This window comes from Pseudomonas sp. PA-6-3C (assembly GCF_021605825.1).
Lineage (GTDB): Bacteria > Pseudomonadota > Gammaproteobacteria > Pseudomonadales > Pseudomonadaceae > Aquipseudomonas > Aquipseudomonas edaphica.
In genome coordinates, this window is the sequence record NZ_WKDV01000030.1 from 1 (window position 1) to 13364 (window position 13364).

A 13364-nucleotide genomic window follows, 5' to 3' on the forward strand; every position below is an offset into this window, starting at 1 on the left:
ATCCCGAACTCAGTAGTGAAACGATGCATCGCCGATGGTAGTGTGGGGTTTCCCCATGTGAGAGTAGGTCATCGTCAAGATTAAATTCCGAAACCCCTGATTGCTAACGCAATCAGGGGTTTTGTTTATGTAGAAGTCCATGAATTTCACCGGCACGTTGCAAGCGCAACGGGCTGGTACACAGAATTTCTTGACGACCATAGAGCATTGGAACCACCTGATCCCATCCCGAACTCAGCAGTGAAACGATGCATCGCCGATGGTAGTGTGGGGTTTCCCCATGTGAGAGTAGGTCATCGTCAAGATTAAATTCCAAAACCCCTGTCTGCTAACGCAGACAGGGGTTTTGTCGTTTAGGGGGGATGATAATGCCCCGGCTGCAGATCGCCCACATATACGTCTGGGCCGGACAAAGGCAACCTGACGACACCCACAAAAAAGCCGGCACCAGGAATCAGGCGCCGGCTTGTTAGAAGCTTTAACGGATCAGAACTGATAGCTGACCGTCGCACTGACATTACGCTCTTCACCCAGATAGCAAAAGTTCAGGCTGGCACAGGACGCCACATAACTCTCATTGGTCAGGTTGTTGGCATTGAGCCTTACATCCACACCCTTCAAGCCCACTTTGCCCAAGTCGTATCCTCCTGAAGCGTCAAACAACGTATGGTAGGAGGAGTCTGGTGAGTCGTTGAGAAAGCGCACAGTCATGATCAAGGTCCGTAGAGGCGGTCAAGGCAGATAAAGAGGCTTACTGTCTAAGCCGTACTCACGGAAAAAAGCCGCCAACAAAAACTGAAAAAGTCAGGCCAGGCGTTCCAGGCTCACCCACCAACGTGTGCGATAGCGCACTTGAACTGGCAGTGTTTGCGCAACGATCGTCAGCAACTTGTCGGTGTCGTCCAAGCGGAAAACCCCTGATAGCCGCAAGTCGCCGATATCCGCCGCACAGCCCAGGTAACCCTGACGGGAGCGCTCCACTTCCGACACCAAGTCAGCCAGGCGCATGTCTCGCGTCACAATCAGCCCATCGGCCGTCTGCGGTGAATGGATGGCCACATTGCCGCTGACTACGCTCAAGCGTGTGCACTCGCTGTCTTGGCTCACGGTAAAACGCCCATCGATGCCTTCGAGCAAGCCGTGGCGAGTGTGTACCAGCAAAGGTGCTGACGATGGCGAACCGCAGGTCACCAGGATTTTCCCGCGCACCAATGTGATCAGGCGCTGTTGCGGATTGAAGGTGAGGTACACCGTACTGTCGGAGTTGAGTTGCAGGCGTGTGCCGTCCGGTAATTGCACGCTGCGCCGCTCGCCGGTGGCGGTTGCGAAATCGGAGGTCCAGCGCTGCCAGCCGGTCATGCCCCGGCTTATCCACGCCGCGGACCCCACCAACACCACACTCGACAACACCTTCAGTGCCCGTCGTCGGCCCAAGCCTTGTGCGACGTTTTCCAGTGCCGCATGCGCCCCAGGAATCGCCGCCCTTGCCCAAGCGACTGCGCAGACAAGTGTTGAGCCAGTTGTGGTGGGTGCTGCAAAGCGTGTGTACAACCCTTTCGCGCGCAATGTAGTCAGTAGAGGGCACTCACACAGGCCTGGCCAAGTGTCACAAATGACAATTAGTCGCATTGTCGCGAGGGCAGAAAAAATTTGCAGCGCCGAACCCTGAGCGTCTACCGCTGGTCGGTTTCCTACTCAAAATCAGGATGCTTCTCACAAATCTCTAAGATTTCTCCTGAAGTGGCCGAAAGCCTGACGAGCCATGCGTGCACCGAAATAGAGCGGCCGAAGAGTCCGCCTATCCCGTTACATGGAATGTTCCACTCGGCACGCTCACCCCCCTTTGGCAAAAGAAGTCGATGAAATGAATCTCAAGTTCAGTCATAAAATTCTACTGGCCGCGTCAGGCGTCGTGGTTCTGGCCTTCGCGCTATTTACCCTCTACAACGATTACCTGCAGCGCAGCACCATCAAACAAAACCTTGAGTCGTCCATTCAACAATCGGGCGAACTCACGGCCAGCAGCGTGCAGAACTGGCTCAGTGGCCGCATCCTGGTCCTCGAAAGCCTGGCGCAAAACGTTGCTCACCAGGGCAGCGGTGCTGACCTGCCAGGGCTGGTCGACCAGCCCGCGCTCACCTCGAACTTCCAGTTCACCTATGTCGGCCAAACCAACGGTGTATTTACGCAGCGCCCTGACGCCAAGATGCCCGACGATTACGACCCTCGTCAGCGCCCTTGGTACAAGCAGGCGGTCGCCGCCGATAAAACCATGCTCACTCCGCCTTATATGGCGGCCGTTGGCGGGCAAATCGTGACCATCGCCCTGCCGGTAAAAAAGAACGGCGAGCTGCTCGGCGTAGTCGGCGGTGACCTGAGTCTGCAAACCCTGGTGAAGATCATCAACTCGGTGGACTTCGGGGGTATTGGCCATGCGTTCCTGGTCAGCGCCGATGGCCAGGTCATCGTCAGTCCTGACCAGGACCAGGTGATGAAGAACCTCAAGGACATCTACCCGGGCACCAGCCTGCGTATCGAGAAGGTCAGCCAGGACGTTGTGCTCAACGGCCAGGACCGTATTCTGTCATTTACCCCGATCAGCGGTTTGCCGGGCGCGGATTGGTACATCGGCCTGTCGATCGACAAAGACAAAGCCTACGCACCACTCAGTAAATTCCGTACATCGGCACTGATCGCCATGTTGATCGCCGTGGTGGCGATCGCTGTACTGCTCAGCCTGCTGATTCAAGTGCTGTTGCGCCCGCTGACCACTATGGGCGTGGCCATGCAGGACATCGCCCAGGGCGAAGGCGATTTGACCCGCCGCCTGGACGTGACCAGCAAAGATGAGTTCGGCGAAGTGGGCAGTGCGTTCAACCAATTCGTCGAGCGCATCCATGCCTCGATTTCCGAAGTGTCTTCGGCTACGCGTCAGGTGCACGACCTGTCACAGCGCGTCATGGCATCCTCCAACGCTTCGATCATCGGCTCGGACGAGCAAAGCGCGCGCACCAACAGCGTGGCAGCCGCCATCAACGAGCTGGGCGCCGCCACCCAGGAAATCGCCCGCAACGCAGCCGACGCATCGCAACATGCCAGCGGTGCCAGCGAGCAAGCAGATGACGGGCGCAAGGTGGTGGAGCAAACCATCCTGGCCATGTCGGAACTGTCGCAAAAGATCAGCTTGTCCTGTACGCAGATCGAAACCCTCAACGCCAGCACCGATAACATTGGGCACATCCTGGATGTGATCAAAGGCATCTCTCAGCAAACCAACTTGCTGGCGCTCAACGCGGCGATCGAGGCTGCGCGTGCCGGTGAAGCCGGGCGCGGATTTGCCGTGGTTGCCGATGAAGTGCGCAACCTGGCGCACCGTACCCAGGAATCGGCCGAAGAGATCCACAAGATGATCACTTCGCTGCAAGTGGGCTCGCGTGAAGCCGTGACCACCATGAACGCCAGCCAGGTCTCCAGCGAAGAAAGCGTTGAAGTGGCCAACCAGGCGGGTGAGCGCCTGGTCAGCGTGACGCAGCGAATCGTCGAGATCGATGGCATGAACCAATCGGTTGCGGCGGCTACCGAAGAGCAGACCGCAGTGGTTGAAACCCTCAACGTTGATATCAACCAGATCAATCTGTTGAACCAGCAAGGTGTCGTCAACCTCAACGAAACGCTCAAGGACTGCGATGCGCTGTCGCAGCAGGCCAGTCGATTAAAGCAACTGGTCGACAGCTTCAAGATCTGACCCGACTTGGCAGGAGCGAGGCCTCTCGCTCCTGCTGATCAGTCGAACATCCGGCGCACATTCTCCAAGGCGCTGTCGGCAAAAGCCTGCGCAAACTGCTCGAATGCCGCCTGCGGTGTATCAACCGGTTCGCCAATCAGCGTCCAGGTCGCCCTGGCGTGTTTGGCGCCAAGTGCTTCCACACGCATGGCGGCCCATAGCCGCGCGACCCCCAAGGTGTTGTAGAGGGTGGTCCACGTCATGCACATCGCTTCGTCGTCACGGCTGTTGAGTTGCTCAACGACGCGATGCCCATCATGGAAAAATTTGGTGCGTAATGCGCCTACGCCGGTTCCCGTCATTTCGATGTGCGACAGGGCAGGAATGAAGGCATCAAAGCCTGCAAAATTTCCCACCACACTCCACAGGCTTGCGGCATCGCACGCGACGTCAACAGACGCTATCAGCGGCGCGCCATTCGGGTTACGGATCAATGTATCGGGTTGCAGCGGTTCCATAAGGAGTCCTGTCAAAGAAAGCCAATGGCCTTGAGGTGGTCGCAGCCTTTGCGCAACAGCGCAGGGTCCTTTCGCGGGTACTGTTCGCCCATCGCTGCCACACCCTGGCGTGCGTTGTCGTGACAAATCATCGAGACGTCGCTGATATCTTCCGCGAGGTCATCCAGGTAAAAACCCAGTACGCCAAACAGCGCGTTATCAGGCCCCACTGTTGGCAGCATCTTTTGCCACTGCGCGACGCTCACCCGTTCGAAAAGATGGCCGGCCTGGCTGAACGCATCCAGGTAATGGTCCCAGCTCAAAGGCTGCGGGTTATGCAGGTTGAAGACGTTTCGCCGTGCCGCGAATTGACCGCAGTGAAACGCGACGAAACGTGCGAGAAAGTCCACCGGCATCAAGTCAAAATTCACTTCCAGGCTGGGCGCGAGGCCCAACTGCAGCGACCCCTTGAGCATCAGCATCAGGCGGTTGTTTTGCGGCTGGCAAACACCGTTGTGGCTGTTGAACGCAATATTCCCCGGTCGATGAATATTCACCCAGGCACCTTGTTCGACCGCACGCCCCAGCAGCCGCTCGGCAACCCACTTGGAAAGGTTGTAGCCATTCTTGAGGTAGAGCGGCAACGTGGCCACGGCCGGTGCTTCGAGGATGTGACCCTGAGCGTCGATGCTGCTGCAGGCTGACAGCGTCGAGATGAAGTTGAAGACTTTCTTGCTGTGGGTTTCACACAGGCGCAGGCACTCAAGCACGGGTTCGACGTTATCCCGGGCAAGTGAGGCATAGTCCAGCACATGGTTGACCCTGGCTGCGTTGTGCACCAACACACCATGGTTTCGGGCGAGGTGGTCATAGACATCGCAGGCCAGGCCCAGACGAGGCTGGCTCATGTCAGCGGCATAAACCTGCACACGGCTCAGGTCCAGATGCTCCAGGTGGTACTCGCGCAGTGCCTGTGCAAACCGCGCTGGCGCCGAGTGCCCCGGGCGTTCACGCACCAGGCATGCCACCTCCTGTGCTCCACCCGCCAACAACGCTTCGACCAGATGCACACCCACGAAGCTGTTTGCACCCGTGACGATCACCTTGCGCGGATCCCCAGCGGACCTCTCTGGCAGGATTTCTACATTCAGCGCCTGGCATGCGTCCTTTTCCATCTGGCATGACGGTGTGTAAGACGGTGCGGCGTCTTCCATCAGCAAGGCAAGCGAACGAATCGTCGGTGCTTCAAAAAAACGGTTCAAAGAAAGGCTGCGGCCAAACTGTTCGCGCAATCGCAGCAGCAAGGTCGAGAGCAAGATGGAATGGCCGCCCAGATTGAAAAAACTCTCATCAATGCAAAGATCAACGCCAGGCATGCCCAACAACTCGCTCCACAGGGTCACCAGTTGCGTTTGCAGCGGCGTTTGCGCCGAGGCGCGGGCGGTGCGCGGCGTCGCGTGCCCGAGCACCGTCAGCAACGCCTGGCGGTCAATTTTGCCATTGCCGGTGCAGGGCATGCCCGGCAGCTCTGTCCAGCGCTCGGGTTGCATGTAAGCCGGCAACCACTGCTCTGCATGCTGCTTCAGATCCGTCACCGTTGCGTCGGCCTCGGGCTGGGCGGCAAAAGCTAAAATCCGTCGGTCAAGGTCGATCACCACCGCCACTTGGCGAAATAGCCGACTGCTGCGCAGGCACTGTTCGATCTCCTGGGGTTCGACGCGAAAGCCCCGGATTTTCACCTGATCGTCCCGTCGTCCGCCCAGCTCTATACCGTCCGCCGTCCATTTGGCCCGGTCACCGCTGCGGTAGGCCCTCAGCGCTTGGCCGCCCGGCAACGTAAGCTCAACGAACGGGTTGCCCCCGGGCGGCGGCGCGGTCACATACCCCAGCCCTACGCCAGGGCCTGTGATGTAAAGGTCGCCCATGACCTGCTCATCCACCGGTTGCAGCGCGTCATCGAGGATCAGCACCTGGCTGTTGGCAATGGGGCGCCCCACATTGCGATTGCTGTCACCGGGGCGCAACGTCCGGTGGCTGACCAGCACCGTGGTCTCGGTAGGGCCGTAGAGGTTGTGCAACTGGCACTGGCCCGCCAGCCGTTCGATCACATAGGGCTCGCAGGCATCGCCGCCGGTCAACAGATGGGTCAGGCCCAGGGGCTCTTCCAACGGTAGGATGCTCAGTAGCGCCGGCGGCAAAAAACCATGGCTGATGCGCTGTTGGCGAATCAACTCGACCAGTTGCTGAGGGTCGCGCCGCTGCTCTTCGCTTGGGACGATCAACTCGGCACCGGCGATCAGGGCCGGGAAGATATCGATCAGTGATGAGTCGAAACTCAGTGGCGAAAACTGCAGGACACGGCTGTGTTCATCCAACGCCAGGCTGGCGCCGGTCCAACTGGTGAAATGCGCAAGATTGCCCTGGCTCAGTAGTATGCCTTTGGGCTGGCCGGTGGTGCCCGAGGTGAACAGCACCATGCACGGAGCGTCGATGTCGGGGCGGCGTTGTATCAATGGCTGCGTGATGTCGGCGTGGTTGGAGTCAATATTGCCGACACTCAGTGTCGTGAACTGCTCGCGCAAAGGGTGTCGGCCGTCATCCAGCAATACCTTGGCGCCGCTGTGTTCCAGCATGGCCTGCTGGCGTTGCGGCGGATGATCCGGAGCCAGTGGCAGATACACCGCGCCGCAACCGAGTACTGCGAGAATACTGGCATACAACTCGACGGACTTTTCCAAGCACACGCCAACCACCGGCGTCTCAACGCCTTCCAGTAGAGGGTGCAGGCGTTGCTGGATCGACAAGGCGCGAAGCTGCAATTGGCGGTAGGTCAGCACGCTACCCGCGATGTTCAGCGCCGGGCGCTCGGCGAAGGCGTGCAGACCGGCCTGCAATCGCTCGATCATCGGCACCTGGGCAGCCAGCAACAATGCTGGCTGGTCGGTGCGATTGAACCGGTGCATAAACGCAAGGGCGTCCAGTCCGTGCAAGCTTTGTTCAGGCCAGAGGTTAATGGTGCTGCTGGCGGCAAAAAAGCCCGCATCCCTCGAGAAGCCGCTGACCAGCGAGGTGGCCCACTCCACGAGTGAGCTTGTCGCCTGCCGGCGCAATCGCTGGCCGTTGCCGCTGGGCTCCTCGGCAACGTTATGTACCGCCAGCACGCGTTGGTCACGGTCATAGCAGCGTAACTGCAGTGAGGGCAGGCCGCCTTCGTACACCGGGCCGATACCCAACCGCAGGCTTAACCATCGGGTTGCGGCACAGTATGCGAGCGGCGCTTGAGTGCCGTCCTCGATAAACAGGTCGAAGGCTTGTGTCACGCTGGCGTGTCCGTATTCTTCGAGCACTTGCTTCAGCGCAATCAGGGCGTGGCTGGTGCCGGCCCATCCGATACTCAGACGTCGCATGTCTGCCTCCCCGACTCGGGCAGGTAGTCGCTCAACGCGCGGGCGACGCTTGGTGTGTGCAGCACGCCGCTGTTATGCAGGAACCCCATGATATTGCCGAGCAGCGGGTGCTGGCGGGTGATGGGAAAGTGCAGGGCCGTGACTTCGTCGCGTAGTGCCTGGCGGATGTCGGTGCCTACGTCCAGGTGCTCGACAAGCTGAAGGTCGAAGCCTTTGTGCAGCGTGTTGGTCAGGTAGTGGGTCAAGAAGGTCGGCAGGACTGCGGCGATGCTGTCGCGGTCTGCCGGGCTAGCCGCCTGCCAGTAGAGACGCACCAGCTGCGTCCAGAACTGGGCGTGACGCCCCTCGTCAAACAAGTGGTCGGCCATCAAGCCGCGAATCGAAGGTTTGACGCTATCGTCCTTGGCAAACGCCGCTACATCGTGGGTGACGGTGTTCTCGGCGATGGCCACGCCAATCAACGCTACAGCGTCGTGCAGGTGTTGCGGGGCAAGCGCCTGGGCGGCCGGCAAGGCCCGGCTCAGTTCGATTTGCGTGGGCAGCTCGAGCGGTTGTATGCCGGTCAGTTCAATGGTCTGTTGCAGGAAGTCCAACGCGACCAGCGCGTGGTAATCCTCATCGACCACGACCGTCATCGCATCAATGCGACAGGCAAGGGGGAAGGGCAGTGTGAAGCGATTCTTGGCAATGCTGCGGGCGATCTTGTCGACGATCTCGGTTTCGAAGATCACCACGTCATTAATGAATTTGTAGAAACTTTGCGTCAACACGAAGTCGCGCCACTGCGGGCAATGCTCGACAAAAGTTGCGTTTAGCACCAAGGGTTGGCGGCAGAGCGGAAAGATCAAGCGATCGTCGTTTTCCAGCAGGCGCCGGGGGCGCGTGCGGATGGTGGCGCGACGTTCCCAATCTTCGGCAAACGAGCGGTAGTCTGCAGTGTTCATGGTCGCACCTCGTGTAGGGAGGCATGTACGTCGTCCCAGAAACCGAGGCGGTTTTCTATGGCGCTGATGGCGGTTTCATCCGCTTCGCGTTGGCGCTTGGGGTCGGCACCGATCAAGCGCTGGAGTAACTGCTCTGCACCTGGGCCATGATCCTCGGTGTCCAGTTCGATGTGACGGCTGAGGTAGTGACAGAACAACGGTGCCTGACGCGCCATGAAGGCGTCGCCCTGCAGAATACGTTCGAACATCGATGGGATGACGCTCTCGCGGCCGTGCAGGAACGTCGCTGCCACACAGTGTGCGGGCGCGTTCAGCGCGATCTGCAAGGTGCTGCTGACGAAGCGCGTTACGCCAGGGCGTACATTGACCCTTTGCATCGCAGCATCTGCCTGGACGCCTTGGCGCTGCAGTTCAATGAAGCGTTGGATGGCTGAGGTATCTGCGCCGGTCTCGGTCATCGCCTCCAGATATAGCTCGAAGTGGCTGCAGTGGCCACGCGTTGGATGTTCGTCTGACTCTTCGCCAAGCACTATTTCATTGATCAGGCGTGCGCTCTGCGGGTCAACGGGTGGCAGCCACGGCAATTGCATGCATGTCAGATCCTGCTGCAGGCGTTTAGCCAAGCTCATGAAGTCCCAAACAGCAAATACATGCTGCTCCATAAAAATTTGTAACTTGTTAAGTGAAGTTATTTCTGCAAATAACGGATGGCTGCATAGCTGTAGTTTTTTTTGTTCAAGCAAATGTTGATGCATGGTTGACGCCTATAAGTTGTTGCGACTGCTCTGGAAACAGTAATGGGGTTTTGTAATGAAAAGCGGATGGCCTGCGTTTAGGCAAGCCACGCGTACAGCGCTAACCTGACATAGGTTGGCACTGCCGAATGAAGTGTTCTTTTATGGGTGAAAGATAATAATCCGATTAAACGTTTGGATAAACTGATGAAAGTATTAAATGTTTTTGCGGGAAGCAACTAGTCGTGATCAAGTAGTGTGCAAGTGTGTGAGAAGTTTCTTTAACAAGCGTGGGCTTATTTGAATGTTAATCTCAGCGTGGCGCATAAACATGGGGCACTTCCTGAGAGGATAGATACCCCATAGCGTTAACGTGGCAAGAAAGGGCGGTGTAGACCCTTACTGTGAAGTTTTTTTTGCGGTGCCCTCAAGGCTATCGAGGTAGGTATTGATCACTTCCATGCCGCGCATCAGGTGATTGCGTAGCGTCAGGATGCTTTCGTCGACTTTCTTGTGCACCACCAGGTTCAGCAATTCACGGTGATCTTCCTGGGATGTCTCGCCCAGGCCCATCGCTTCGAGGTTGAAGCGCAGAAAGCGTTCCTCCTCATTCAAGCCGTGCGCAACCAGATTGAGCAACCGCTGGTTGGGCGCCTTGCCATACAACGCCATGTGGAACAGCCGATTGAGCCGGCCAATCTCGGCATAGTCACGCTCTTGTTCCAACGCATTGATGCAGGCTTCAGCCTCGGCAATGTCTGCGTCGGTGAGCAACGGAATTGACAGGCGCAGCGCTTCGGATTCCAGCAACATGCGCAGGGCATAGGTCTCGGCCGAATTGTCTTGGATCAACGGCGCAACCACAGCACCTTTGTGGGTTACCACATGGAGCAAGGACTGGGCTTCCAGCTGGCGCAAGGCTTCGCGCACGGGCATGCGGCTGACGCCGAACAGGCTGGCCAATTCTTGCTGGCGCATCGCGGTACCACAGGGCAACCTGCCGTCGAGAATGGCATTGCGCAACGTTTCTTCAATAACGGCGCGTGCAAGATGGGCGGGAATAGGCCCGCTGATTTTGATGCTGCTTAATGGGTTCGGCTTCTGCGTCACGGTTACGCTATCCTCCCTTCTTGAATGGAGTGTGTTTAATTGGATCCAAAGCACACTAGAGATGGGTCGCGCGCTTGTCAAACAGCCAAAGTTTCAGTTTGTAAGGGCTTACAGGCGGAACTTTGTGAGTCCCACAAGCGGTGTTTATAAACTCGAACCCCTCATGAATGATTGCACTGTGCCATTGTTTTTTGTTGATCGAAGCTTCACCATCCCTGAAATTCCGTCTCCCTTCACGGACTGAACGCCTTGGCGGTAAGTTTTATTCCCTCTCGAATAGTCGGCTGGCTACTTTCAGCGACTTTGCTCGCTGGCCTGATGCCCGGCGGGCTGCATGCCGATTGGGATTTCTCGCAGATCAGCCGCAAAGCCACGGCTCTGTACGGGCCGCTCGGCGAGGGCCAACAGCGCATCGACGCCTGGCAGCGCCTGTTGGCGACTGAAAAGAAGGTCGATGAACAGGAGCAGCTCAAGGTCGTCAACCTGTTCTTCAACAAGCAAATGAGCTACGTAGAAGACATCGACCTCTGGCACGTGGTCGACTATTGGGAAACCCCCATCGAAGCGCTGTGGAAGGGTGCAGGAGATTGCGAGGACTACGCAATCGCCAAGTATTTCAGCCTGCGCCACCTGGGCGTCTCCAGCGACAAATTGCGCATTACTTACGTTAAGGCTTTGCGTCAGAATCGCGCGCACATGGTGCTGACGTATTACCCGACGCCCGATGCCATCCCGCTGGTGCTCGACAGCCTGATGGATGAGATCCTGCCGGCCACCCGCCGTACCGACCTGGTGCCGGTGTACTCATTCAACGCCGAGGGCTTGTACCTGCCCGGCGCCAAGGGCAACAAGAAAGTCGGTGATACCAAACGCTTGTCGCGTTGGCAGGATGTGTTGAAAAAAATGCGTGCGGAAGGCTTCCCGGCCGAGCCTGCCAACTAGGAGTAACTGATCGGATGTCACTGTTCAAACAACTATTGATCGCAATCTGTCTGTTCCTGGTGGTCGCCTTCAGCGGCAGCTTCATGGTCAGCCTGGAAAGCTCGCGCACCCAATACGTCAACCAATTGCGCTCCCATGCACAGGACGCGGCTACTGCGCTGGCATTGTCGCTGACGCCCAATATCGACGACCCGGCGATGGTGGAGTTGCTGGTCAGCTCGATTTTCGACAGTGGCTATTACGCCAGCATCCGCGTGGTGGATTTAGCCACCGACAAAACCATCGTCGAACGCAGCGGCATCCCGGACAACAACGGCGTGCCCAACTGGTTCGTCAAGCTGATCGGTCTTGAGCCGGCCGGCGGCGATGCACTGGTCAACCGCGGCTGGGAGCAGGCGGCGCGCGTGGAGGTGGTCAGCCACCCGATGTTCGCCCTGGCCAAGCTCTGGCAAAGCGCCCTGGGCAGCCTGGGCTGGTTGCTGCTGTGCGGCGCGGTGAGTGCGGTGCTCGGTGCATTGCTGCTGCGTCGGCAGTTGAAGCCGCTGGACTACATGGTCAAACAGTCCCACGCCATCGCCCGCCGCGAGTTTCTCAGCCTGCCGGATCTGCCCCGCACGCCGGAACTGCGGCGCGTAGTGCAGGCCATGAACCAGATGGTCGAGAAACTCAAGGCGCTGTTCCAGGAGCAGGCCGAGCGCAGTGAAAAATTGCGCATTGAATCCTATCAAGACAACCTGACCGGCCTCGCCAACCGGCGTTATTTCGAGATGCAGCTCAACGCCCGCGTCAGTAACCCGGAAGACACCAATTCCGGTTACCTGCTGCTGCTACGAGTCAAGGACCTGGCCGGCCTTAACCAACGCCTGGGTGGCCAGCGCACCGACCAGTTGCTGCAAGCGGTTGGCGAACAATTGTTGCGCCAGTGTGAGCCTTACCCGGAAACCCACAACCTCGTCACCCGTATTCGTGGTGGTGAGTTCGCGGTGCTGGCGCCCGGGCTGGTGCGTGAAGAAGCGCTGCAATTGGCACAAAACCTTGAAAGCACCCTGCTCAGCCTGCAGGCCACCAGTGCCAGTGACGTCACGCCGGTGGCCTACATTGGCCTTGCGCCATTCAACCACGGTGATTCGCCCCAGGCATTGCTGACCCTGGCTGACCAGGCTCTGGCCCAGGCCGAAGGGCAGGGCGACAGCAGTTGGGTGTGCCTGGACCACAGCGCCGCCGCCAGTGTCGGTGACGATCACCATGCCTGGCACACGCTGTTGGACCAGGCCCTTACCCACCAGCGTTTTGAGCTGTACTTCCAGCCGGTTGTCGCCAGCCAGGACCCGCAATTGGTGCTGCACTACAAAGTGCTGTCGCGTTTGCAGGATGACGACGGCCACACCATCCCGGCCGGGCGTTTCCTGCCGTGGCTTGAGCGTTTCGGCTGGACTGCACGCCTGGACCGACTGATGCTCGAACACGTGCTCAAGCAGATGGCCAGCCATACGCACAGCCTGGCGCTGAACCTCTCGGCGGCCACCTTGCAGGATGCCCAGGCGTTGAACCGGATTGTCGAGTTGCTGCGCCAGCACAGCAACCTCGGCCCGCGCTTGACCCTGGAGATTGGCGAAGAACAATTACCCGAGCAGGCTCTGCTGGAGCAGTTGACCCAGCGCCTGCGCGAGTTGGGCTTCTCCCTCAGTCTGCAGCGTTTTGGTGGGCGCTTCAGCATGATCGGCAACCTGGCACGCCTGGGCCTGGCGTACCTGAAGATCGACGGCAGCTACATCCGCGCCATCGACCAGGAAAGCGACAAACGCCTGTTTATCGAAGCGATCCAGCGCGCGGCCCACAGCATCGACTTGCCGTTGATTGCCGAGCGCGTGGAGACCGAAGGTGAATTGAAGGTGATTCGCGAGATGGGGATTTTCGGTGTGCAGGGGCAGTTGATTGGTGAGCCTGCTCCCTGGAAGTGATGCAAATCCAATGTGTGTGCGGGCTTGTGTGGGAGCAGGCAAGCC

General features: G+C 58.6%; 8 protein-coding genes, 2 rRNA genes and 2 pseudogenes. 5 read left to right on the plus strand and 7 right to left on the minus strand.

Annotation, left to right across the window (positions count from 1 at the left end):
* Both rrf (GIW48_RS29970) and rrf (GIW48_RS19495) read left to right on the plus strand, forming a co-directional pair.
* Positions 1 to 80 (plus strand): 5S ribosomal RNA (gene rrf / locus GIW48_RS29970); the annotation flags it as partial.
* Between the two features lie 109 nt (positions 81 to 189).
* A 5S ribosomal RNA gene (rrf, locus tag GIW48_RS19495) occupies positions 190 to 305 on the plus strand.
* A gap of 181 nt (positions 306 to 486) precedes the next feature.
* Here rrf (GIW48_RS19495) and GIW48_RS19500 read toward each other — a convergent pair.
* A pseudogene (locus GIW48_RS19500) lies at positions 487 to 669 on the minus strand (hypothetical protein); the annotation flags it as partial.
* Positions 670 to 804: 135 nt separating this feature from the next.
* A pseudogene (locus GIW48_RS19505) lies at positions 805 to 1479 on the minus strand (FecR family protein); the annotation flags it as partial.
* A gap of 385 nt (positions 1480 to 1864) precedes the next feature.
* Here GIW48_RS19505 and GIW48_RS19510 point away from each other — a divergent pair.
* Positions 1865 to 3745 (plus strand): methyl-accepting chemotaxis protein, encoded by a 1881-nt coding sequence (locus GIW48_RS19510; protein WP_017134438.1) that lies wholly within the window; start codon positions 1865 to 1867, stop codon positions 3743 to 3745.
* 38 nt (positions 3746 to 3783) lie between these two features.
* Here the strand turns inward: GIW48_RS19510 and GIW48_RS19515 are convergent, their stop codons facing one another.
* The 5 genes from GIW48_RS19515 to GIW48_RS19535 form a co-directional block, all read right to left on the minus strand.
* Positions 3784 to 4242, minus strand: a complete 459-nt coding sequence (locus tag GIW48_RS19515) for an SRPBCC family protein (protein WP_236462092.1) — start codon at positions 4240 to 4242, stop codon at positions 3784 to 3786.
* An 11-nt stretch (positions 4243 to 4253) separates the two neighbouring features.
* Positions 4254 to 7628: an amino acid adenylation domain-containing protein gene (locus tag GIW48_RS19520; protein WP_236462089.1), complete on the minus strand. Its 3375-nt coding sequence runs from the start codon at positions 7626 to 7628 to the stop codon at positions 4254 to 4256.
* Positions 7616 to 8572, minus strand: coding sequence for a diiron oxygenase (locus tag GIW48_RS19525; protein WP_236462086.1), 957 nt, complete (start codon positions 8570 to 8572; stop codon positions 7616 to 7618). Before GIW48_RS19525 ends, GIW48_RS19520 begins: the two co-directional genes overlap by 13 nt.
* On the minus strand, positions 8569 to 9327 hold the full coding sequence (locus GIW48_RS19530; RefSeq protein ID WP_017134434.1) for a DUF3050 domain-containing protein: 759 nt from the start codon (positions 9325 to 9327) through the stop codon (positions 8569 to 8571). Before GIW48_RS19530 ends, GIW48_RS19525 begins: the two co-directional genes overlap by 4 nt.
* A gap of 378 nt (positions 9328 to 9705) precedes the next feature.
* Positions 9706 to 10416, minus strand: a complete 711-nt coding sequence (locus tag GIW48_RS19535) for a GntR family transcriptional regulator (RefSeq protein WP_017134433.1) — start codon at positions 10414 to 10416, stop codon at positions 9706 to 9708.
* 318 nt (positions 10417 to 10734) lie between these two features.
* Between GIW48_RS19535 and lapG the strand changes: the two genes are divergently transcribed.
* Both lapG and lapD read left to right on the plus strand, forming a co-directional pair.
* The gene (gene lapG, locus GIW48_RS19540) at positions 10735 to 11358 is read left to right on the plus strand and encodes a cysteine protease LapG (RefSeq protein ID WP_370589355.1); all 624 of its coding nucleotides are present in this window, start codon (positions 10735 to 10737) and stop codon (positions 11356 to 11358) included.
* A 14-nt stretch (positions 11359 to 11372) separates the two neighbouring features.
* The gene (gene lapD, locus GIW48_RS19545; RefSeq protein WP_017134431.1) at positions 11373 to 13319 is read left to right on the plus strand and encodes a cyclic di-GMP receptor LapD; all 1947 of its coding nucleotides are present in this window, start codon (positions 11373 to 11375) and stop codon (positions 13317 to 13319) included.
* The last annotated feature ends 45 nt before the right edge of the window (positions 13320 to 13364 follow it).